19 protein-coding genes are annotated in these 24,241 nt (G+C 45.8%); 9 read left to right on the top strand and 10 right to left on the bottom strand.

Annotated elements, in window-relative coordinates:
• Positions 1-77: 77 nt before the first annotated feature.
• From phnD to L1D60_RS00220, 4 genes are all read right to left on the bottom strand, one after another.
• Positions 78-1,118, bottom strand: a complete 1,041-nt coding sequence (gene phnD / locus L1D60_RS00205; RefSeq protein ID WP_239839186.1) for a phosphate/phosphite/phosphonate ABC transporter substrate-binding protein — start codon at positions 1,116-1,118, stop codon at positions 78-80.
• A 281-nt stretch (positions 1,119-1,399) separates the two neighbouring features.
• Complete coding sequence (locus L1D60_RS00210) at positions 1,400-2,620, bottom strand: glycerophosphodiester phosphodiesterase family protein (protein ID WP_239839187.1); 1,221 nt, start codon at positions 2,618-2,620, stop codon at positions 1,400-1,402.
• A 313-nt stretch (positions 2,621-2,933) separates the two neighbouring features.
• Complete coding sequence (locus L1D60_RS00215; RefSeq protein WP_239839188.1) at positions 2,934-4,286, bottom strand: sigma-54 dependent transcriptional regulator; 1,353 nt, start codon at positions 4,284-4,286, stop codon at positions 2,934-2,936.
• Entirely contained in the window at positions 4,283-6,247 is a 1,965-nt protein-coding gene (locus L1D60_RS00220) for an ATP-binding protein (RefSeq protein ID WP_239839189.1), read from the bottom strand. The genes L1D60_RS00215 and L1D60_RS00220 overlap by 4 nt, the downstream gene beginning before the upstream one ends.
• A 418-nt stretch (positions 6,248-6,665) precedes the next feature.
• Between L1D60_RS00220 and L1D60_RS00225 the strand changes: the two genes are divergently transcribed.
• The gene (locus L1D60_RS00225; protein ID WP_239840415.1) at positions 6,666-8,726 is read left to right on the top strand and encodes an alpha-amylase family glycosyl hydrolase; all 2,061 of its coding nucleotides are present in this window, start codon (positions 6,666-6,668) and stop codon (positions 8,724-8,726) included.
• Between the two features lie 126 nt (positions 8,727-8,852).
• On the opposite strand, the gene L1D60_RS00230 is transcribed toward L1D60_RS00225, so the two are convergent.
• Entirely contained in the window at positions 8,853-9,371 is a 519-nt protein-coding gene (locus L1D60_RS00230; protein WP_239839190.1) for an RNA methyltransferase, read from the bottom strand.
• Positions 9,372-9,722: 351 nt separating this feature from the next.
• Here L1D60_RS00230 and L1D60_RS00235 point away from each other — a divergent pair, with 351 nt between their 5' ends.
• Entirely contained in the window at positions 9,723-11,384 is a 1,662-nt protein-coding gene (locus L1D60_RS00235) for a methyl-accepting chemotaxis protein (RefSeq protein ID WP_239839191.1), read from the top strand.
• Positions 11,385-11,504: 120 nt separating this feature from the next.
• Here L1D60_RS00235 and L1D60_RS00240 read toward each other — a convergent pair whose 3' ends face one another.
• Together L1D60_RS00240 and L1D60_RS00245 are read right to left on the bottom strand one after the other, a co-directional pair.
• Entirely contained in the window at positions 11,505-12,179 is a 675-nt protein-coding gene (locus L1D60_RS00240; protein ID WP_239839192.1) for an endonuclease, read from the bottom strand.
• A complete protein-coding gene (locus L1D60_RS00245) occupies positions 12,179-13,048 on the bottom strand; it encodes a LysR substrate-binding domain-containing protein (RefSeq protein ID WP_239839193.1) in 870 nt (289 codons plus the stop codon). The genes L1D60_RS00240 and L1D60_RS00245 overlap by 1 nt, the downstream gene beginning before the upstream one ends.
• Before the next feature lie 279 nt (positions 13,049-13,327).
• Here L1D60_RS00245 and L1D60_RS00250 point away from each other — a divergent pair, with 279 nt between their 5' ends.
• Positions 13,328-13,675 (top strand): DUF3316 domain-containing protein, encoded by a 348-nt coding sequence (locus L1D60_RS00250; protein ID WP_032553445.1) that lies wholly within the window; start codon positions 13,328-13,330, stop codon positions 13,673-13,675.
• Positions 13,676-13,790: 115 nt separating this feature from the next.
• Here the strand turns inward: L1D60_RS00250 and L1D60_RS00255 are convergent, their stop codons facing one another.
• A complete protein-coding gene (locus L1D60_RS00255; protein ID WP_239839194.1) occupies positions 13,791-15,428 on the bottom strand; it encodes a methyl-accepting chemotaxis protein in 1,638 nt (545 codons plus the stop codon).
• Positions 15,429-15,667: 239 nt separating this feature from the next.
• Between L1D60_RS00255 and L1D60_RS00260 the strand changes: the two genes are divergently transcribed.
• Entirely contained in the window at positions 15,668-16,096 is a 429-nt protein-coding gene (locus tag L1D60_RS00260) for a DUF3010 family protein (protein WP_239839195.1), read from the top strand.
• A gap of 117 nt (positions 16,097-16,213) precedes the next feature.
• Here the strand turns inward: L1D60_RS00260 and L1D60_RS00265 are convergent, their stop codons facing one another.
• Positions 16,214-17,116 (bottom strand): DMT family transporter, encoded by a 903-nt coding sequence (locus L1D60_RS00265; RefSeq protein WP_239839196.1) that lies wholly within the window; start codon positions 17,114-17,116, stop codon positions 16,214-16,216.
• Between the two features lie 118 nt (positions 17,117-17,234).
• On the opposite strand from L1D60_RS00265, the gene L1D60_RS00270 reads away from it, so the two are divergent.
• Positions 17,235-18,653, top strand: coding sequence for a PLP-dependent aminotransferase family protein (locus tag L1D60_RS00270; RefSeq protein ID WP_239839197.1), 1,419 nt, complete (start codon positions 17,235-17,237; stop codon positions 18,651-18,653).
• Between the two features lie 44 nt (positions 18,654-18,697).
• Here L1D60_RS00270 and L1D60_RS00275 read toward each other — a convergent pair whose 3' ends face one another.
• Entirely contained in the window at positions 18,698-19,180 is a 483-nt protein-coding gene (locus L1D60_RS00275; protein ID WP_239839198.1) for a hypothetical protein, read from the bottom strand.
• A 360-nt stretch (positions 19,181-19,540) separates the two neighbouring features.
• Here L1D60_RS00275 and L1D60_RS00280 point away from each other — a divergent pair, with 360 nt between their 5' ends.
• The 4 genes from L1D60_RS00280 (at position 19,541) to L1D60_RS00295 (ending at position 24,176) form a co-directional block, all read left to right on the top strand.
• Entirely contained in the window at positions 19,541-20,839 is a 1,299-nt protein-coding gene (locus L1D60_RS00280) for a nucleoside permease (protein ID WP_239839199.1), read from the top strand.
• Between the two features lie 75 nt (positions 20,840-20,914).
• On the top strand, positions 20,915-21,937 hold the full coding sequence (locus L1D60_RS00285; RefSeq protein ID WP_239839200.1) for an ADP-ribosylglycohydrolase family protein: 1,023 nt from the start codon (positions 20,915-20,917) through the stop codon (positions 21,935-21,937).
• Entirely contained in the window at positions 21,927-22,880 is a 954-nt protein-coding gene (locus L1D60_RS00290; protein ID WP_239839201.1) for a PfkB family carbohydrate kinase, read from the top strand. Before L1D60_RS00285 ends, L1D60_RS00290 begins: the two co-directional genes overlap by 11 nt.
• Positions 22,881-22,943: 63 nt before the next feature.
• A complete protein-coding gene (locus L1D60_RS00295; RefSeq protein WP_239839202.1) occupies positions 22,944-24,176 on the top strand; it encodes an OFA family MFS transporter in 1,233 nt (410 codons plus the stop codon).
• The last annotated feature ends 65 nt before the right edge of the window (positions 24,177-24,241 follow it).

A 24,241-nucleotide genomic window follows, 5' to 3' on the forward strand; every position in this document is an offset into this window, starting at 1 on the left:
AGCGATGCCCTACCCGTGAGGGCATCGACTTAAAACAACTTATTCAGTGAATAAGTGAAAAGGTAATTGGAGAGGAGTTACTGACTGTTCGCTTGTTTTGCGAGCTCAGCTGCTTTTTTCTTCGCGCGTTTGGCCGCATCTTTTTCTGCAAGCTTTTTCAGACCCGCTTTGGTGTAAGCAGTACCCGTTGCATGGGCAATATCACGAATCACACCCCACTCTTCTTTGTAAGAGATAGGAGAGAAACGGTCAGCGCCTTTGAATGCTGCGCTCATTTCTGGGGTAAAGCGGTAGCTAAAGAAGGCTTCGTTAATCTTGTCAACAAGCTCTGGTTTCAGGTTGTAAGCGTAGCCAAATGCTGAAGTTGGGAAGCGTGGGCTGCGGTAGATGATTTTAAGCTCTGACGCGTCAACACGCCCTGCTGCAACCATACGGTCGTAAACATCAGATGCGACAGGCGCAGCATCGTAGTCTCCGTTGAATACACCCAAAATAGATTGGTCATGCTTACCCGAGTAAAGCACCTTGTAGTCTTGATCTGGCACTAAGCCTTTTGCTGGGAAAAGTGCACGTGGTGCAAGGTTGCCAGAGTTTGATGACGCAGAAGTATGCGCAACCTTTTTGCCTTTCAGATCAGCCATCGTCTTGATGCCGCTGTCTTTACGCACGATAGTGATTAGGTTGTAACCTTGGAAGCCTGACTCATCACCTTTCACTGCGATTGGAACGTAACCCGCTAGGTTAACTGCGTAGCCCGTTGGACCCGTTGAGAAACCCGCAACATGCAGACGGCCAGAACGCATCGCTTCCACTTGTGCAGAGTTAGAGTGCACTGTGTAGTAAATGACGCGCTTGCCTGTAATCTTACTTAGGTGCGCTTGGAAATCGGCAAATGCATCTTTATACAACGCCGGGTCTTCTACAGGAGTGTAAGTAAACACGAGCGTACTCGGGTCATTCCACTCATCTGGATTTTTAGGCGAATCTGCCACTAAATCTTGGTTTTCATCACAGTATCGATCGTCTAACACACCACGGCTAGAGCAGTCGTTTGCCATAGCCATTGAAGGAAGTAGTAGGGAGCTAGCGATTAACAGTCCTTTAACACTGATTTTCATATTCAAACCTTACTTTTACTTTTTGTTGAGGGTCGAGCCTCTCATTGCACCCTTTGTGCCAACTATTATTTTGTTTATTTTCAATAACTTAAAATGTATTAAATTTTAAGCGAATAGATTTGAGTCATTTGTGTCCAAGCAATTAATATGAATTTGGGTCACTTTTGTCCCATGCTTATCGATCCAAAAAAAGAGCCCGAAGGCTCTTAATAAAGCAGATTGATGTAATCCAATCATGGAGACAGACAGCTCGCTTCAAACCACCTATCTCATCGGCTCACTTAGGCTTTTGGTGCCATACAGTTAGCGTAATAAGTTGTCGTTGCAGGCCAATCACTGAATACACCCAACACCTCAACGTCTTGCGCCAAAACGTCTAGCATCTTCATCATATCGCCATCGTTGTTGATGCCTTGTTTTACGCTTTGGTAGTACCAACCACCACCTTGCGCCAGTGGGCCAGAGCGCTCAAGTGTCCAAGCAATGATGTCTAGATCGGCTTGTTTCGCCAGCTTAGCGTAGTCAGAGGCCACGATTTGGTTATCTTTATCCAGCTCAACCAGAGCAAACAACGGCGGTGCGATAATGTTTACACCCGCTTTTTGTAGCTCTTTCATGTTTTCAATCGAAGCAACGAAATCCGCTTGTTCATACACTCGATCGTCTAGATAAACCGCTTGCTCACCAAACTTAGGGTTCTCTTTGATCCAGTATTTGACGTCATCAAGATTGAACGATTGCAGATAAGCTTCAGACGCATCAAAGCCAGCAGCCTTAACCTCGTCCACCAACTTTTGAGCATACATCTCTTGGCTAAAGCCATTGAATGGCATCTCGACGACCGCTGATTTAAGCTCCGGTGTCACTTTCACGCCATGCTGTTTGAACAGCGCTGCGCTCTCGGCATGAGTCATCAAGGTACCACTTTGACTGTAAAGGTCAGTTCGCCAACCAGGCGTACCATTCATGTACTCTTCAACCGTGGTCGCTTTCGGGTTGGCACCGTCCATTTTCCCTTTAAGAGTCTTAAACTCCGCTAAGGTAAAGTCCGTAGTGCGGCACTCCACCTGAGCGTCTTCACCCGTGGCTGGGTTAGCTGGTTTAAATGGAACCGTACATTTCTTCGCAAGCTCTGGGTGAGCCAGTACGTCCGTCGTGGTGTGCAAATCGTTTTGTGAGTGACGGCAGACAAGTTCTTTGTCTTTGGTGAAGGTCACATCACATTCCAAGATGCCTGCCCCCATTTGAATCGCCGCGAGATAAGATTCTTTGGTGTGCTCCGGGAACTGCATTGGCGCACCACGGTGACCAATAGAAAAGTCACTGCGTTGGAAAGGCCCTTCACTGCAACTCAATAGCTTAGTTTTCAGCGGTCCTTCGTCCATATTGTTGATTAAAAAGAGGGGACGAGGTCCAAGGTTGGCAGACTCTTGTGCTGCCCATGCTGTCATCGAACTTACGCCGAGTATCAAAGCAATCGAACCTTTCAGAATTTGCTTCATGTTTGTATCTCCTTGCTACAAGCAATTATTTTTTACTTTCCTTAATTTGGCCATTCAGTCTCCAACTTTAACGCCCCGCTCATTGATAAAAGGTGCGGATGCAGTATAGAGACTGATAACCTGCCTGCGGCTTTAAGCCAGATTGTTATAAGCCGCAATGGCTTTAAGCCACACTAGGTAATTGCAGACATTGTGCCAAATGTTAAAAACCTTATATTACAAACACTTGATGATGATATTAATTTATTGATTAATTAAATGGGTCATTACTGTCTTATTCATTTCATCTCAACTCAGTTCGAGATCACCTCAGCTATATCTTGAAGCTCTCTTTATCAAGATGATGTTTTTTCATCTTTCGATACAAGGTCTTACGCGGTAAGTTAAGCTTGTTTGACACATCATTGATGTTGCCAGCACTCTCAATTAAAGCCTCCGTTAACACGTTGCGTTCGTACTGCTCCATCTGTTTTTCAAATGCAAATTCACCGTTGGTCGACTCACAGCTTGGCGATTGAAGATCAAAGCCATCACCCACAATACCCAACACAAAACGATCTGCGACATTACGTAGCTCGCGCACGTTGCCCGGCCATTCATGACGACACAACTGCTGAATTTGTTCAGGATAGATCGTTGATGGGCGAGTCTTATATTTATGACTGGCTTGCACCACAAAGTGTCGAAACAGCACTTGAATATCCTCTTTTCGGTGGCGCAGGGCAGGCAGATTCAGACTGGCAATATTCAAGCGATAGAAAAGATCGGCTCTAAACTCACCCGACTCACTCAGGTTAGCGAGATCCGCTTTACTGGCGGCGACTACAACGATATCAACGGGGATCAACTCATTCCCACCAACACGCTCGATGGTTCGCTCCTGGATCACTCGCAGTAATTTGATTTGCACAGCGATAGGCATGCTCTCTATTTCATCAAGAAACAGGGTTCCACCACTCGCCTGCTCTATTTTGCCAATACGTTTTTTGTTGGCACTGGTGAACGAACCTGCTTCGTGGCCAAATAACTCACTCTCGATGATGCTCTCGGTCATACCGCCACAGTTAATCGCCACAAACGGTTTGGCTTTTCGTCGACTAAATTGATGAAGCGCCCTGGCTATCACCTCTTTACCCGTGCCAGTTTCGCCATTAATGATGGTGTCCACACCAGTGTGAGCCAATGCAAGAACCTGTTTACGAATGCTCTCCATCCCCTTTGATTGACCAATGACAACAGATTCAATGGGCAGATCACTCTCTTCACTATCACCAAAGGTTTGAGGGTTGCAGCTCTGGCATTGTGTTAGTGCTAAATTGAGCTTATCAACCAGCTCAGTGGTATCTAACGGCTTTTCTAAAAAGTCGAATGCACCGAGCTTCATCGCCTCAATCGCCATCGGTATATCACCGTGACCACTCATCAATAGCACTGGAACATTCGGCGCTCTGTGTTGAATTGCACTAACCAAACTCAACCCATCAATTTTCGGCATTCGAACATCACTCAACACCACAGACTGGCTGCTTCCTTTCAACGACTTGAGCGCTAAATTAGGGTCGGTATAACTCGTGACATCAAAGCCTTCGAGCTCAAGCATTTCACTCACCGCCTCGACAACGTCCAGTTCGTCATCAATCAAAATAATGTGGTTGTTTTGGGTCATGAGAGTGTGCCTTTTGGTAGAGTGACGATGAAAGTCGTGCCTTGGTGCTGTTGAGATTCAACGTGAATCGAGCCACCAAAGTCTTTAATGATGTTGTAAGCGATGGACAAGCCAAGTCCGAGTCCCTTACCTGAACTTTTTCGTGAATAGAATGGATCAAACAGATGCGGAAGCTCTTCTTGAGGAATACCTAACCCGTTATCTTTCACTGATACTTCGATGGTCTCGGGATGCTCATTTGTTGAAATAATCAAGTGCGGTTGTTCTTTATGTTCCATTGCGTCTAACGCATTGCTGATGAGATTCACCAAAACTTGTTCTAAGCGAATGCTATTGGCTCGCACCATTAGATGCTGCTGCGGAAAATATTCGATGTTGACCCTACTTTGGCGACTCTCAAATAACTCAATCGCATCGGTAATCACATCATTCAATACAACGCCAGTCAGCTTGCCATCACTTTTGCGTGAAAACGCTTTGAGGTGACGAGTAATAGCGGCGACTTTCTCAAGTAGTGTTTCAATCTTCTGTAGATTATTTACCGCTTTATCTGAACGCCCCTTTTCAAGCCACAGCTGCGCGCTGCGAACATGACTATTCACTGCAGTCAGCGGTTGATTGATTTCATGTGTAATCCCGACGCTCAACTGACCCAAGGCAGCAAGCTTACCCGCCTGAATCAACTCATCTTGAGTTACGCGAAGTTTTTCTTCAGCAATCGTACGCTCAATAACTTCTGCTTCGAGTTTGCGGTTGGTCTGTTTCACCACCTTGGCTGTAGTTTGGAACACCCTCAAATACTTAGCCATTTGAGTTACTTCATCACGGCCGCGAATCGCAACCTCAGTATCCAAATGCCCCGTCGAAATCGCGAACATGTTGTCTTTTAGCTGCAGTAGGCGTTCTAAAATACTCTTTCGTACATAAAACCAAGATATCGCCGCTGCCGCTAACACACTGAATAAAGACAAAAACAGAGACAGTCGTTGATTAGAAAGCAGAGATTGCTGAGCTTGTTGAATGGATTGATCAATATTGCTATTGACCTTGCTGGTATGACTTTCAATCTGAACCGTAAGCTGGTTTAGATGTTCCCGGCTATTCTGAAGAAAATACATCTCTTGGTAGCGATGATCCAAAGCCTTGTTTTTGAGTTCATACAAAGCACTAGTGCTAGATGCCAAGTTGTAGATCACCATCAATTGAGCGTCTAGCTGAGGAAACTCCGTTCTTAAGTCGCCACTCACCCAGATCGCCCACCACTCTTCACCCACCTGCTCTAAGCGATATCCGGTGTAATCTAACTCATTAAAGCTCGAATCATTGTAGAGCTTCTCGACTAAACCCAATTGATAGTAGAGCAGAGCCTTCAGCTGAGCGAAATCAATCTGTTGCTTACTTTGTTGAGGAAGCTGATCAAGCGCGTCACTGGCTTGTTGAAGCAGCGGATAAAAGCCTTCCAGTAGGTTACGTAAGTCTTTATTTAGTTGTTGTGACTCAACTTCACTCTGATAGAGCAAACTTAAACTGTTGTGAACCTGTGAAATCAAATCTTTGAAATAGGAGTGATAATCAGGGAATTGAACCATGATGCCCTTCATTTCAGAAATGGCTTGCTCAATTCTTAGCATCGCTTGTTTGCGTTCAAGATCCGACTCAGCACCACTGAGTTGAGTCGAGGTTGTGATCACCTCTCTCACTCGGTCATTTAGGCGAGCTGCATTATCAAGTGCTGGGATCTCTTGCTCTTTGAGTTCAACAAGACGCTGGTTGAGAATATCAAATGTGAAACTCGAAAAGACAGATAGAAAAATCGTCGTCATCGACAACATCGCAAGCGCTAATACTAAACGCAGCTCAATGCCTTTCCAATTGAACCACCTTCGACGTGAAAACTTCGCCCGCAATGTGGGCTCAAAACGATATTCATCGTCTACAAACTGGGAAGAATCACTACTCACATTCTCTACTCTTTTTATCGAACATTTCACAGTAAGCGTCAATGATTCAAAGAGTTAGGGTTGTTAAATAAGCCACGCCAACCACGCGTATTGTTTTAGATAAACAATGAAACCGCACACAATCATTAACATTTCACATAAAACACCATAACAATTTATTTATAAAGTGCTGACTGTGCATTTTGAGATAGCGAAAAGTGACCCCGTAGACAGAACCAAAAATGTCTTGAGCAAAGGTTCTATTTGATGGATGCACAAACAAACTATTTTTACTTCACCACATACCTTTAATCGGTGAATAATTTTGCACCAAATCATACTCTGCGCAGTGAAATGTAAATATATTGTGATTGAGATCTCTCAGCCCTTTTTCTCATCCTTAGGCCTTTGATTTATGGATGATTTGCCTCTGTTTTACTTGGTCAATAATAAAGCAAAACACAATAATAAGGACTTAAACGTGAAACGCACCCTAACCACGACGGCTTTAGCGGTTTCTGTAGCACTCTTAGCTGGATGCCAATCAACAACCGAGACCTCTGAACAGGTCGACCTCAATGCCTACCAATGTCAAACCACACACAGCGCTGAAATTAATGACCTACGCATTTACCAAGTGATGGTCGAAAGTTTTGTGAATGGCGACGATTCGTTTGGACACGGTACCGGCTACGGCACTAGCCATCACAAAGGTGACATTCAAGGCATCATTGACTCGCTCGATTACATCGAATCACTGGGTATGAACGGTATTTGGCTAACTCCAATCTTCAACTCTGAACCTGTTGCAGGGCAAGACCATTGGGCGGATAGACTAGATGCAACCGGCTACTTCGCAACGGATTATTTCAGCATCGACCCTAGGTTCGGTACATTAGAACAAGCCAAACAGCTCGTAGAAGAGGCTCATGCGCGTGGCTTATATGTATTCTTTGATGGTGTGTTTGGGCACCACAAAGGTAATGTTGCGCCATCACCAACAGGCAAACTACCACAAGGTGAGAACAACCCAGTCGCTTATCCAGAGAGTTTAGAGTTCTACAAAGAGGTTGCTACTTATTGGATCAAGGAGCTTAAAATTGATGGTTGGCGTCTAGACCAAGCCTATCAAGTACCAAAAGATGCATGGGCGGAAATTCGTAAAAGCGTCGATGTCGCCTCGGCTGAAGTTGAGTACGTGAACTCAGAGGGTGAAACCGTTAATCCACTTGGTTATATGGTCGCTGAGATTTGGGCGGGCGAAAACCGAATCATTGAAACAGGTTATGGTAGCGATAGCACTCCAGCACTCTGTTCAGCGTTTGATTTCCCAGTACGTTACCGCTTAACAGAAACCTTTGCAGTCAACGAAGCCGGTGTCGGTGGTAAAGGTGGCGAATGGTTGGCTGAAGGTATGTCACTGCACTCGTTATACCCAGACCACGCAAAACCAAACCTTATGATTGGTAACCACGACTTAGTTCGTTTTGGTGACTTACTGCAACGTGGCGATATCGCATCACCAGAAGATGATGAATATTGGCAACGATACAAAGCAGCTTTCTCATTCCAAGCTGCTTATACAGGCCCAATCACCACGTACTACGGTGATGAGATTGGCGATCAGTTGGATGGGTTTGCAGATAAGGTATGGGAAGACTGTGCCATTCCAGGACTTTGTGATGACCACGTAGCACGTACCAGCGGCAAAGTGGAAGGAGTCACTGCTGACCTCAATGCTCGCGAGCAAGATCTCAAGCAATATGTCACGACACTGATGACACTTCGCCAAGATCACCCTGCACTATCTCAAGGTAAACGTACTCATTTACTTGCCAATGATTCCGTTTACGTCGACCACAAAGGAACCAAAAACGAAGCTATCATCTATACCGTCAACGTAACGGATAAGGCGTACACGTTAGAGCTAACCAAGGAACAAACAGGATCTGAAGCTGGGCTGAGCGACTTACTTTCTCAAGAGAAAATCACCGCTTCTGGTGACAGCTACCAAGTTGAGCTCGCACCATTTGAAGGTCGATTCTTAAATGTCGATAAGCCAAGTGCGGCTGGACCTATCGCTGCTGTAACAGCTGCTGCACCTGTATCTGGACAAGGCTTTATGGCTCAGTGTGACAACCCTGTCGTATCTGAAGCAGGCCCAGTAAACAGCAAGCTCTATGTCGTGGGCAACTTCGCTGACTCAGGCTGGAAACACAAAGAAGGGAGAGCTTTCACTTACCGTGGCGATAATACCTATCAAGTTGTGACCAATGAGAAGCCAGGTAGCTACCGCATGCAATATGCGTCTAAGTCTTGGTCTCCGCAATACACGGCTGATGGGCTTAGTATCAAACTCGGTCAAGAGGCTGAGCTAACGAAAGGCGGTTACGGTAAAGACACAGCAGTAACGATCCGTGACGCCGGAAAGTATGTTTGGAGTTTGAAGTTCGATGATGCAGGACAACCATTACAAGTTATGGCGTCTAAGTGTCCTTAACTCAGTGAGAACATCATAAATTAAGCATTATGAAATAATAGTTAAAGCATGATGTTATAAGCAGCAATCGGCTAGCTTCATTGCGGTTCCCCGCCGTAATGAACTAGCCGATTCTTTTATCGATGTTTAAACCGCTTTCTCTTTCACTTGTAGGTGATTGCGGTTATCACGGCTCTTTTTAATCAGCTCGTTGCTCTCATCCATATCATCAGACTTAGCAAGTCGATCGTACAGAAGTACATTCACTGTCGCCGCCAAGTTCATACAGCCTACTGTTGGCACATATACAACGTGGTCAGCGCGATCAGCAACATCTTGAGAAATCGAACCATCTTCTGGGCCGAAGATATAAATGGCGTTTTCTGGGTGCTGAAATCTTGGCAGTGGCGTCGCCCCCTCTGCTAATTCAACGCAGACAATTTTAGTTTCTGGGTGAAGGTCATCAAGAAATGAATCAACCCCTACCAGTGGAATATTGCGAGTTGCACTCTTCGTATCGGTATGAAATTTAGCAGCCTTTTCATAACGTTGACCTGTGTACTTAACTTCATCCACTTGATAACAGCCTGCAGCTCGCATCACTGCTCCAACATTGGTCGGGCTTTTCGGGTTAGTTAAACCAATCGTCACCTGGCTTTTCTTCATGAATGTACTCACTTAAATCAATAACGATGTGACTGGATTGCCACAGAGCGCCGCATTCTAGCAAAGCATTCAAGCTATCAAAAGTTCTTACGCAATCCTCTTCACTCTCCTGCTCTCACTTACGCTGAGTACATTACTCACACATTCAGAAAAAAGTTAATCGCTGTCAAATTTATAGAACAAAACTATGCAAATGTAACGTTTAGACCAATGGCGCATTTACATTTTTTAAACATACAAATACTGTAAAACGATATGTACCATTTTTTGAGCAGTGTGTCGCAAAGCTCCATCTGTTCAATCGGTCTTATGACCTAATAAAAAACAATATCTCTGCAGTAGGAAGTCTTTATGAGTCTAACCATCAGAAACCGTCTCTATATTTTGTCTTTTATCCCTCTCCTCTTTATGACGCTGGGAATGATTTACGTAAGCTATTTAAAGACAACCGAACTCACCGCTGAGCAGGTCAACTCTACTCGCACCAATATGATGGAGATGAAGCAGAAAGAGCTGAAGTCTTACCTTCAAATGGCTGAGTCATCGATCGCTCCTTTCTTAGAGCGCGGTGCAACGTTAGAAGAAGCCCTACCAACCCTGCGTAAACTTGAATATGGCGAGTCAGGCTACATCTTTGGCTACGACTCGAAAGGTGTGCGTGTTGTAGTTGGTCAAAGTACCGATGGTATTGGCAAGAACTACTTCAACCTACAAGACAAAAAAGGCAACTACCTGATTCAAGACCTAATCAGGAACTCGAAGAGCGGACAATTTACCACCTATTACTTCCCTAAATTGGGTGAAACAGAAGCTCTACCAAAGCTGAGTTACTCGGTATTTATTCCTCAATGGGACTTAATGCTCGGTACTGGTTTCTACACCGATGACATTGATGCTGTGATTGCTGAGATGGAAACGAGCTCAAACCAAGCACTACAGAGCACGATCACTGCGATCACTCTATTCTGTGGCCTGATCGCTGCGATCGTCGCGGTCTTTGCAGTGGGAATCAACCGAACCATTATGAAGCCAATCGAGCAACTGGATCGCTCTATTAGCTCGTTTGCAAGCGGTGAAGCTGATCTGACAGCTCGTATGGAACCGTTCCGAGCTCCTGAGTTTGCTCGTTTAAGTGACAACTTCAATGCGTTTGTTGCCAGCCTGCAAACTATCATTCGTAGTGTCAGCGATGTCGGTCAACAGGTGGTTAACGAAACCAATAGTATGTCAGCTCGCGCCGCTCAAGTAGACGAACTAGCGGTAGGTCAACGTGAAGAGACGGAACAAGTTGCGACTGCGATGACAGAGATGACAACGACAGCACAAGAGATCTCAAGCAATGCAAGCCAAGCAGCCAACTCGGCGAAGCAGGCAGAAACCAACGCCCGTGAAGCTCAAGAGATTGTGAATGCAGCCGCGGAGTCTGTGGCTGGGTTAGCCTCTGAAGTGTCAGAGGCGAACACGGTAGTTTCACAACTTGAAGGTGACGTACAAAACATCTCGTCTTCTTTGGCGGTTATCCAAGACATCGCAGAACAAACCAACCTATTGGCATTGAACGCTGCTATTGAGGCGGCACGTGCAGGTGAGCAAGGACGTGGCTTTGCTGTGGTTGCCGATGAAGTTCGTAAACTGGCGAGCCGTACTCAAGAAAGTACCGGTGAAATCCACACGATGATCGAACAACTGAAAGCCGCTTCTGATGCCGCTGTAAAAGCAATGGATTCGAGCCAAAATCGCAGTGCTCAAACAGTAGAAGAAGCCAATGCAGCCGCTGAAGCACTAGCAAGAATTCAAGAGTCGATTGATACCATCATGGACATGAACTCTCTCATTGCAACGGCGACTGAAGAGCAAAATATTGTTGGTCAGGAGATTTCACAACGTGTTGTAGTAATATCAGACTCTAGCTCTCAATCAGCGACACTGGCGAATGAAAACCGTGCGGGCAGCCAAAATCTCAATAACCGTGCGAATGAGTTGTATCATTTAGTCGATAGATTCACGGTTTAGTCTCACCATTGAGCAAGCACATTAAATAACGCCCTTACGCTTTAGTAAGGGCGTTTTACTATGTAAGGAGTAACCTATGTTCAATTCATACAAAAAGAAGGTTAGAGAGCTGCTGATCGATCAATAAATTATAAATGCACCTTTGCATTGAGCGACTAAAGGACATTGTTCACATTTTGGTTTGGGGTGACAAAACTGCTGACCATGCTCCACCAGCAGACCGTGGTAATACCCGTAGGTTTTTGTGTTTGGAGGAATCACAGCCTCCATCAAGTCATGAAACTTCTCATATGACTTAGGGACAACCAAACCATTCCGCTCAAAGATTCTTCTCGCATACGCGTCAATCACAAACGACGCCTTCCCAATCGCATACACTAAAATCGCGTCTGCAGTTTCGCCACCAATACCTTTAACCGCTAGCAGTTGTTTTCTCAATACTTTGGTATCTTGTGCGCGTACAGCTTGAATATCGTAGTTGTAATCCGCAAACCACTGCGTCATCGCCTTCAGTTTGAGTGCCTTTTGGTTATAGTAACCACTTGAGCGAATGGCTTGTGCCAATGTAGCAAGTTCCATATCTGCAACTTGCTGTGGAGCGATCGTTTTTCCTAAATTATCGAGCGCTTTTTCTGCATTCTTCCAGTTGGTATTTTGGACGAGAATCGCTCCCATCATGATCTGATAGGGATCGCTGGTTGGCCACCAATCGAACCAACCATAGTGCTCTTCAAGGCTATGAAACACACCTCGAATCAGTCGAGTATCGTGTTCCGTCACTGGCTCGGTATTCATTAATCTAGGTTCTCGGCGAGAAAATCCACCAGCAGACGGACTTTAGAGGAGAGGTTACGGTTTTGCGGATAAAGCGCCCAGATCCCCTCTTTGTCGTCTCGGAAATCGGACAACACTTCAACCAATTCCCCAGACTCTAAATCATCGCTAACGTAGTATTCAGGTAACTGCACTAAACCAATACTCTGCTTTGCAGCATCTAAAAGCGCCAAGCCACTATTGCACTTAATTCTTCCATTAACGCGTACTGATCGTGGCTGACCATTCTCTTTAAAACGCCAGTGCTCGAAGCCACCGACTAAACACTGATGATTGGAAAGCTCAGATAAAGTATGTGGTTCGCCATAATGTTCAATGTAGCCAGGGCTAGCACAGACGTAGAGTTGCCTTTGAGAAAGGCGCTTTGCCACTAGGCTTGAATCTTCCAATCGACCCAAACGAATCGCAACATCGACCCCTGAGTCAATGAGATCCAACTTTTGATTGGTTAACATCAACTCAAGCTCGACCTGTGGGTACAGAGCTAAAAACTGATGCAGCAAAGGAGCAAGTTGGCGCTCACCATAGGTAACAGGGGCAGTGACTTTAAGTAGGCCCTTGGGCGTCGATTGCATCTGCGTGACCGCGAGCTCTGCTAACTCCAACCCTTCGACGAGCTGCTTACACTGTTGATAGTAAAGCTGACCGGCTTCGGTTAAAGAAACTTTTCGCGTCGTTCGATTGAATAACTTAACGGCTAGTCGCTCTTCCAAGCTAGCGACACGACGGCTTATCTGCGCAACGGAGGTTGATAGTTTATTGGCAGCACCAGTAAAGCTCTCTCGCTCGGCCACTGCTACGAATTCACTCACCCCTTCCCAATTCGCCATACTACACCTGTCTTTTAGATAATCTGTTTCTGTTTACTAACATCGTCTATTAAGTCTATTGAATTAACTTATTTAAGTCATCTTGATTCACGCATCGGCACTATTGATATCCAGCCATTCAATTGCGTATTTATTGTTCGGACGATGCTCTGACATTCGACGACAATTCTTACTTTTGTCTTACAAATACAGTATCTCCCCTGACACTTGTCGTACCACTTGGTTGGTATCTTGGTTGTGCACCGAAACACTGGTGCTCACAAAAAGTAAGGTATTCCTATGAAGAAATTAATCGTACTTGCATCAACACTTGTTCTAAGCACAACAGCGTTTGCAGCAACTAAAACAGCAATTCTAGAAACAACGCTTAAGTCAGATACATTTGTTACCGAAGCGGAAGCATACGATGCAGGGGCTAACCTTATGGAAGAGTTAAGCACAAAGAGTTCTTTTGAACTTTCAAGAGAACTGCCTCAGTTCAGAAACACAACCAAATATGATTCGTTTAAAATTGATGATGCCAATATGGAAGTGAAGAAGATCACCAATATGAGTGGTGATGTGCATTATCAAGCCGCAATCACTGTTGACTATCGCTACACCTACAAAGACGGTCGCAGCAGCTAGGTTTGTTTGAACCATTAAAAAGCCCGCATTTACGTTGAAAGTAAATGCGGACTTTTTGATTTTTACTGTCAGTTGCTATTCATTACAACAGGAAGATATTGAATCAGTTCAACCACTAAACTTCGAATTGAGATACCAATCTGTCTAGTGATTCGCACTGCTCTGCCAATGCCATACAAGCATTCTCAGCACTGCTTGCCATCTCAACCATTTGAGCGGTACTTTCCGCAATGCGTTGAACATTTTGGTTCACTTCTTCAGACACATGAGACTGCTGAGAAGCGGCTGTCGCGATTTGAGTGTTCATCTCATTCATCATGCCGATTGAGCTGCTGATTTCAGCTAGCGATGCTGCCGCAGTTTCAGCTTGAGTAATGGTTTTCTCGCCACTCTCTTTGCTCTCATTCATCACATTGACTGCTTGCTTTGCTCCCTGCTCAAGGCGTTCAATCATGGATTCAATCTCACCCGTGCTATCTTGAGTTTTGCTTGCTAGTGCACGAACTTCGTCGGCAACCACAGCAAAACCACGCCCCTGTTCGCCCGCACGTGCCGCTTCGATAGCCGCGTTTAGAGCCAATAGGTTAGTCTGCTCGGCGATACCTTTGATCACACCAAGGATCGAAGCAATGCTCTTCACGTCGGTATCTAGGTTATGAACCACACCGCTTGCATTCTCAATGTCGTCTGCCAAACGTTCAATTGAACCAACTGTTAACGCCAAGGTGTTATTGGTTGATTCGACTTCACGAGTTGCCGTGTTACTTGCTGTTGCAGCATCAAGGGCATTACCGCTCACAGCGGCACTGGTCGCTTGCATTTCATGTACCGCAGCAGCAACCACTTCACTCTCTTGCTGTTGATTAGCCGAGAACTCAGCGACGCTCTGAGTCAGAGACTTAATGTTTTCCATCTCTGAGCGTACTGCATTAGAAGCGAAGATCACTTGTTCAACGGTCACATGGATTTTGCCAACAAACTCATTGAATGCGGCGCTCAGGCGTGCAATTTCATCACTACCTTCCACTTTCATACGCTGAGACAGATCACCATCACCAGAGGCGATTTCACTCATTGCTTTTTCTACGTCTTGGATAGGCTTCACGATAAAGCGGTTTGACAGCCATAACGCAAAACACGCAGCTAAAATCGCGACACCCATACCGACTTCAATAACAATCTTGCTTGATTCAATCGAATCATCCGCTTGTTGACGCAATTCCGCTTGCTTCTTCTCGATAAGTGAACGGATAGACCAAAGTTGGTTGCGAATGGTTTCAAACTCAGCATCCAGCACAGGTGTGAATTCGCGGTTATAAGCCTGAGCATTTTCAGGGTCTGCAAACATAGGTTCATGCAGCTCAACCCATCGGCTCATTGAAGAGACTAACTTGGTCAGCTCATTACGAGACGAATGATCAAGAACGCCAGCATCATACAACTTCTGTACGCTCTCAAAACGTGGAACCGCTTTGTACGCATTGTCTTTGAACTCGAAAGTCTGGTAATCGATCGATGCTTGATCTTTAGCGAGCAAAAGGCCTTGTGCCGCAGAGATGACTTGATAGATATCACGATAGCCATCTTCTAGGTTTTCCAAAACAGGTTGCACAACATTATTCAGTTCGTGATTGATCGCCGCTTGTTGGTTCGACTTAATCACATTCATAACAGTCACTGCAGAGAAAACTGCAACGATCACCAGCAGTGGAATCGCGATCTTACTGCGGATGGAAAGGTTGTTGATACTCATTGGTCCTCTTAACCATACGATATTTAATGATATTCATATAATATATCGTATAAGCATTAATTCGCGCTACGAATTTGTGAGGTCGATCTCATAGCAAACGTTGTCGCAAATTTGTTCGATTACAACTCATCCAGATGTAAACGTTCGTACCAAATAACATCACCTAATTCCCGTAATTGACTGGCGATATCAGTCAATTCCACCCATAATGTACGGCTGTTAAATCGATAGGTAAAAACATGAAAATTTGTGGCGTTGAAATCAAAGGTAATGATGCGATCATTTGTCTACTTTCTCTTTCAGATGGTGTGTTCAACATCCCAGATTGCCGCGTTTCTAAAGTCGCAATCAGCGATGCAAATGACACGCAGAAAATGAAAGACTTCCAGTTCTCTTTCGCTAAACTGATGGAAGATTACCAAGTTGAGAAGGTAGTTATCCGCCAACGTCAAACTAAAGGCAAATTCGCAGGTGGTGGTCACGGCTTCAAACTAGAAGCAGCTATCCAACTGATTGATGGCCTAAATGTAGAAGTGGTATCGCCGGCAGCAATTAAAGAGAGCCTAAAGCACAACCCATTGATGATGAGGTTCAAAGAGACTGGCCTAAAACAGTACCAAGAAGCGCCATTCACAACGGCTTACGCTTGCTTGATGAAAAAGGCGTAACGCCCAACTCTTAAATACTCATTTCCAAACGCAAGAAGCTACCAAAAAAGCGGAAAAGTATCGAAGAAACTGAAAGAGCCCCGATGGGCTCTTTTTTGTTGGTTTATCAGCGGTCGCTTACAATCTCACTTGCATCTTTCTCTTGAAGCCCACGGATAGATCAGGCTTTTTCACCACCAGATAAACAGCGATAGCCGCCAGCGCAAAACCTATCGCGCCATAAAGGTCGAAGGATTCACCAAACATCAGCCAAGCTTGAATAGCCGTCGTCGGAGGCACTAGATAGAACACAGACGCCACACTCGAAGCTGCACCGTGTTCCACCATATAGAGCAACAACAGAATCGCGACACATGACAACACCACCACTAGCCAAACCATGGTTAGCGAAAATTCCACCGTCCAATCAACCTGCATAGTCTCAAAGCTCATCGCATAGGGCACAAACAAGATAGCTGATGCGAAATACTGAACCATCGCACTACCCACCATATCCACACCTTGGCAAAAACGTTTCTGATATAGAGTCCCAAAAGTAATGCCGACTAATGCGAGAACACACAGCAATACTGCTTCCGTTTTATGAGCGTCCGATTGCCACTCAATGTTACCCATCAACACTAAGCTAATACCTGAGAAGCCAAGTACCAAGCCTAACCATTGTGCCCAGTTAAAGCGCTCAACAGTAAATGTCACAATCATAACCGCAGTCAATATTGGCTGAAGGCCAACCAAGAGCGCACTCAACCCAGCAGGCATACCCATCTCTATTGCCAGATAGGTTCCACCAAGATAGAAACCGTGAATCAGTACACCAACAACGCTGCTGTGAAAGAACGCACTGCCGCGTGGCATTTTACGTTTGAGTATCACAATCAAAAGCACGAACAAGAGGACATTGGCGATCATGCGTAGAGACAACAAGGTCGCAGGTTCCGCATACTGCAAACCAAACCGCGCACCGACAAAACCGGATGACCATAATATAACGAAAACAAAAGGAATAAATTTAATCAACATGACAAATCCCTGGTCAACTATTCAACAATGCTGTTACCTTAGTTGGGTACAGATACAGATTAAAGATACAGTTTGAATGTTTTAGATGGTTACAGATTTGGCAAGTGGAGAGAAGTGAATGGGAATCAACAAGTACTTGGCGGTGGAACAGCACATTAAGAACCAAATAGAAGGTGGCATTTTGCATGTTCACGATCGCCTGCCGTCTATTCGTCAACTGAGCACACAACTAAACATGAGCAAAAACACCGTCATTCGCGCCTACCAAGAGCTCGAAGCAACAGGGCTCATCTATTCTGTACCTAAATCTGGCTATCGTGTGCAGGAACTCGAACTCTCTACGTTCGAAAAAAGCAGTCGCCCACAGAAAGTCGATCTGTTGTCAGTTACTCGCTCAGTACTGTCACGCCCTGATGGCAAACTCAAGCTCCTGACGGGCTCAGCACACCCCAATATCAACAACCCCGCAATACGAAGCCTGTATGCCGAAATAGGCCGACATAGTCGCCTTCAAGCACAGCTACCCGGTTACTACCAGTTGCCTCCCGGTGATGACCAGTTAGTCAAACAACTCCTCAAGATCACCCAAGACATTGGCGTACCAGCCAGCGCCAACGAAATTGCGATCACACACGGTGCTCAGCAAGCAATAAGCCTCGCGCTGAGAGCCTTAACCGAGCCTGGCGATATCGTGGCAGTCGAATCACCATGCTACTTTGGTAACCTATTGTTGCTAGAATCCATGGGGCTCAAAGCGTTAGAGATCCCAAGCAGCGTTCACTCGGGAATAGATATTAACGCCTTACGAGATGCGATTGAGAAATGGCCTGTCAAAACAATATTAGTGACGCCCAATTTTACCAATCCTACGGGCTCTCGCATGCCGTTAAACAATAGAAAAGCGCTGTTAGAGGTAACCAAGCAACTGCCCATCATTGAAGACGATGTGTTTGGCAGCCTAGCTTATGACGCACCATTGCCAAGTTTAAAAGCACTCGACCAAGATGGCCGCGTGATCTACGTGAACTCGTTATCAAAAACACTCGATTCAAGATTACGTATCGGCTGGCTGCTATCAGGGCAGTATCAGCAACAGATCGAGAAGTTCCTGCTATGCGATAATATGGGCAGCTCAAACCTAATGCAGTCTGCCGTGGGGCAGTTTTTGACATCCGGTCGATATCGTAGCCATATCGCCAAAATGAAACGCCTCTACCAAATCAACCATAAGCAGTTTCATTCGGTGTTATGTGAATCACTCAATCAATACCCAGAGGTCAAAGGGCGATACCACCTATCTCGTGCTGAAGGCTCATTTCTGGTTTGGTTGACCCTTCCCGATTCGTTCGACAGCTACAAGCTCTATCTAGATTGCCTAGAGCATAAACTGGGAATCCTGCCGGGAACCGTTTTTGGCACCCACGAGCAATACAAACACTGTGTAAGATTCAGCGTCGCAAACTTAGAAGAGACCAAAGAGTGGCGAGAAGGGATTGAGATATTAGCAAGATTGATTGCGAAGCAGCTCGCAGGGTAGATCTATGCTTCCAACTACTGGTCACCAAAGACGGTGACCAGTGGCTACACTTTCATACTGAAACCGAAGTAGATACCTTCGATTCTCGACATATCCCTGTCTTTCCAATTTTCTAGGGTATCGTGAATGCGGTAGCCTAACTCGACCTTCATATTTTCTACAGGCTCGAAGGTTGAACCAAATTGACCACCCGCCAGCACGCCATCATCACTCTTAGCGAAGCTATATCCTGCAGAAATTCCACCAAATATCGCCCACTTCGAATCCAGGTTATAGAGGTAGTCATAAGAACCTGTGGTGGTTGTGTAGTTAGAGTTGATGCTATGCGCAGCCCCTAAACTCCATCGATGAGTATTATCAACCAACGCATGGTAACCAACTGCAGGCGTAAACTCTGACTTGTTCAACGCAGTATAACCATCAAGCGCACCCAAGCTCACAAAGTGCTCCACCTCATCACTCACCGCAAACGCGGCGCTCATTGCAAATGCTGAGAGCATGACAGCAGGGATCGCAAAGTACTTCATTTTTCCTCCTAGAATTTCAAACGTCGTTCAATTACTTGTTGCAATCACGGCTTCTGAAGGAAAACAAGATGAAAGATGAAAAGAGACCAACAGAGCCAAGACGTAATGCACAACGTAAAACGCGGGAGACTCTAAGGGGTCAATGAAATGAATTGTCAGCACAACGCAAAGTTTCTTCTTAAAACCAATCAGTTACTCAATAAGTGAGCATTCAAGAGCGCTTCACCTAAGATCAAAGGAGTTAAATGATCGTCTGTCTCTTTGATAATCAGATCACAAAACAACCCCAATGGTATTGTATTGGTATTATCATTTGAAATACCATCTTCTTCGTACCCTACAGTACTAAAGGACATAATAATGAAATCGAATAACTTCAAACTGTCTTCAATGATGTTCATTGAATGGTTTATCTGGGGAGCTTGGTTTGTTCCCTTGTGGCAAATACTCAATACCAATGGATTTACCCCAACTGAGATCGCTTGGTCATACGCTTGTACCGCTATCGCCGCGATCCTGTCACCGATCCTAGTAGGATCAATCACTGACCGCTTTTTTGCGGCTCAAAAAGTACTCTCTGTCATGTTGATTGCTGGTGCTGCGCTTATGTACTTGGCGGCACAACAAACTGAGTTCGCAACCTTCTTCCCACTTCTATTGCTGTACTCATTAACCTATATGCCGACGATTGCACTGACCAACAGTATCGCTTTCTCGAACGTGGAAGATGTTGAGCGTGACTTCCCGCGCATCCGCGTTATGGGCACCATAGGTTGGATTGCCTCTGGTATTGCGATCGGCTTCTTACCAGGTTGGTTGGGTTACGGTGATATCTCATCAAGCAATATCCCACTGATTCTGACAGCTCTTGCTTCTGCTGCACTGGGTATCTTTGCACTGACTCTGCCAGACACACCGCCAAAAAGTACCGGTAAACTGAGCCTTAAAGTGATGCTTGGCCTAGACGCTATCGTGCTGTTGAAAGACAAAAACTTCTTAGCATTCTTCGTTTGTTCTTTCATGTTCAGCATGCCACTGGCGTTCTACTACATCTTTGCAAACGGCTACCTCACCGAAGTAGGTATGAGCAATGCGACGGGTTGGATGACGCTGGGTCAGTTCTCTGAAATCTTCTTCATGTTAGCACTGCCATTCTTTACCAAACGATTTGGTATTAAGAAGGTATTACTACTTGGTCTCTTTACTGCAGCAGTTCGTTACGGATTCTTCGTCTACGGTAGCGCAGAAACTTGGTACCTGTACTCACTATTGTTCGCGGGCATCTTATTACACGGTGTGAGCTACGACTTCTATTTCGTAACGGCATACATCTACGTGGACAAGAAAGCACCGGCGCACATGCGTACCGCAGCGCAAGGCCTTATCACTTTGGGTTGCCAAGGTATTGGTAGCTTGTTGGGTTACCGCTTAGGAGGCGTGTTAATGGAGAAGATGTTCGCTTACGACGAGCCACAAAATGGACTCACGTTTGACTGGGCTGGTATGTGGGGCTTCGGTGCCATCATGATTACCGTCATCTTGGTTATCTTTATGTATTTCTTCCGTGAACCAAACGGTGAGATTAAAGAAATTAATATCGACAACAAACCCGATGGAACCCCTTCAGAGCAAACCCAAGTAAAAAAAGCTCAAGCGTAATTTTATACCTGCTCAGTCTCTCCCCCTAGTTTCTGACTGAGCAGTTTTTAGATAACCTATTTTTGGTGAAGTAAGATGAACATTTCAAAACAAGACAGAATTTTAGGCACTTTTTATGGTCAAGCTCTAGGTGACTCTATGGGTATGCCATCGGAGCTATGGCCACGCAGCCGAGTGAAAGCGCACTTTGGTTGGATTGACCGTTTCTTACCGGGACCTGCTGAAAACAACGCTGCTTGCTATTTTGATGCTTGCCAATTCACGGATGACACTTCAATGGCGCTGGCTCTTGCTGACGCTATCATCGAATGCGACGGTGAGATCTCACCAGAGATCATTGCTCGCAACGTATTAAACTGGGCTGAAGGCTTCGATGCATTCAACAAAAACATCTTCGGCCCAAGCTCAAAGGCTGCCATGCGAGCGATTAAAGAAGGCACTTCAATCGACGAGCTTGAAAATAACGGCGTAACCAATGGTGCTGCGATGCGTGTCTCTCCAATGGGATGCTTGGTTCCAACAGCAAGCTTGGATGACTTCATCGACTTAGTCGCTAAGGCCTCTAGCCCAACTCACAAATCAGATGTAGCGATTGCTGGTGCGGTTGCTATCGCTTGGGCGGTATCTAAAGCAATTGAGGGGAACAGTTGGGCGTCAATCAAGGATCAATTACCAGCAATTGCCAATGCCGCGCAGAACAAAAATATCACTACCTTCAGTGCATCTATGGGAGCAAGAATCGAGCTTGGTCTAATGGTCGCTTCGGAAAAGAGCGGTATTGAAGAGCGCATGGAAAAGATCTACAACTTGGTAGGGGCTGGCGTAAGCACCATTGAGTCAGTACCGGCTGCAATTGCTATGGTAGAGCTTGCGGAAACGGATCCTAACCGCTGCGCCATCTTATGTGCCAACCTAGGTGGCGATACTGATACTATTGGCGCAATGGCAACAGCCATCTGTGGCGCTCTGAACGGTATTCAATCTATCGATGTTGACCTTAAAAAACAGCTTGATGATGAAAACCAGCTCGACTTCGCGGGCTACGCTGCAACCTTCTTGAGACTAAGAGAAATTAAGGAGAAAGAGTATGCCTCATAACGCGCTTATTTCGCTTATTCCGACTCTAAAAAACAGACGTCAGCTTTGTTTAATTGGTGCTGCGGTCGTCGACATCGTCACCGAAACACCCGCACTCCCAGAGCGTGGTACCGACGTGGAGCTGACCGAAAAAGGCATTCACGTTGGCGGTTGTGCATTGAACATCGCGATTGCTCTAAAACAACTCGGGGTTGAATCAACCAATGCGCTACCGATTGGTCAAGGTCAATGGGCTGATATCATCACGACATCCATGGCTGAAAAAGGCATCCACAGTAGCCTGAAAGACAACACAGGAGACAACGGTTGGTGCTTGGCTCTTGTTGAGCCAGACGGTGAGAGAACCTTCTTGTCAGTGAGTGGCGTCGAGAACAACTGGAGTGCTGAGACGCTCAATCAGCTGTCACTTGAAGACAATGCCATCATCTACCTTTCTGGCTACCAGCTCTCTTCAGCGTGCGGCGAACAGATCGTCTCATGGCTTGAAAAACTGCCATCTACTGTTGAGCTGTTTATCGACTTTGGGCCACGCCTTGGCGACGTAACACCTGCACTGTTTAAAAGATTGCTCGCTCTGAAACCTATCGTGTCCTTGAATCGCCAAGAGGCCGAGATTCTGGGCATGAGCGAAGTAAACACCTTCGTTGAACATTGGCACCAAGAATATGCCTGCCCGCTGATTTTACGCATTGATAGTGATGGCGCACTGTTCGCAACAGCGGATGGCCACGGTAATGTCGCACCATTTAGAGCGACGGTGGTAGACACGATTGGTGCTGGGGATACCCATGCAGGCGGTGTACTTGCAGGCCTGGCATCTGATTGGGAGCTTGCAGACGCAATCTTACTTGGTAATGCGGTTGCATCCTATGTGGTGAGCCATGTGGGTGGCGATTGTGCCCCGAACGTCAATCAAATCACCCATTATCTCGAACAGTATTAGCCCCTACCTCCACTTACAGGCTCAGTTTTGCTGGGCCTTTTTTATACCCTCTCGGCCATTATCATGAACAATAAAGCAAAAAAGATCTTACTCGCCAGTTGCGGGATCAACCTCTGTATTGGAGTACTCTACACATGGAGTGTGTTTAAAAATGCACTCGTTGAGCAAGGCTGGAACAACACACAAGCCTCAATGCCCTACACCATCACCATCATCACTCTATCGATTGCTTTACTTGTCGCCGGGCGCATTCAGGACAAGATTGGCCCAAAGCGAGTTCTGATGACTGGTACTCTATTTGCGGGCCTTGGTATGGTGTTAGCCAGCCTTTCGTTAACACCCATTAACTTAAACTTGAGCTTCGGTGTGATCACCGGCGGTGGTATCGGCTTCGCTTACGCCTGCCTAAATCCAACCGCAATGAAATGGTTCCACTCCTCACAAAAGGGCATGGTCAACGGCCTACTTGCGACAGCTTTCGGACTGGCAGCGATCTATTTGGCACCTCTCACCAGCTACCTAATAGATACTCTTGGGTTAGAGCTTAGTCTCAGGTATCTCGGCTTAGGGCTTATCGCCATCGCCTTTCCTCTTGCTTGCTCCATTACTAATCCACCCGCAAACTATCAACCGCAAGGGACAGGAGCACAACGGAACAAACCTGCCAGCCAGCGTAATTACGCATGGCGCGAAATGATTGGTACCAAACAGTTCTATCTACTTTGGTTAACCTACGCATTTGGAGCTGCAGCAGGGTTGATGATCATCGCTCACATCACCTCTATCGCTGCAGAGCAAGCTAATATCCTGCATGGTGCGTATTTGGTGGTCACTCTCTCTATCTTTAACTCAGCAGGCCGATTAGTTTCAGGACTGCTCAGTGACAAAATTGGCGGGCTCAAAACACTCGCGATTGCGTTAGCATTGCAAAGCATCAATATGATCGCCTTTAGCCAGTTTATCTCTAGCCCAACTCTAATGTTCGGAGCTGCACTGGCTGGCATTGGATATGGAACTTTATTAGCGGTATTTCCGTCGATCATGGCCGATCTCTATGGCTTGAAAAACTTTGGAGCCAACTACGGGGTGCTCTATACAGCTTGGGGGATTGGCGGATTTATTGGCCCTATGCTTGCTGCAATCTCTATCGATTGGTACGGCAGCTACACCTTAGCTTATGGGATTTGTGCGGTACTGGTTTCCATTGCCGTTTTGCTGACTTTTCAAGTTAAGCCAATCACCACAGAGAGTCTTACCGCTACACAGAAACGCATGCCGAGCAATACCGTCGCTTAAACGCCAGCGAGCTTACCAAGCCAACGAGGGTGGAATCTATGTTTCACCCTCGAATGCACATTTCT

The organism is Vibrio sp. Isolate30 (assembly GCF_022397975.1).
In the GTDB taxonomy this organism is placed as follows: Bacteria; Pseudomonadota; Gammaproteobacteria; order Enterobacterales; family Vibrionaceae; genus Vibrio; species Vibrio fortis.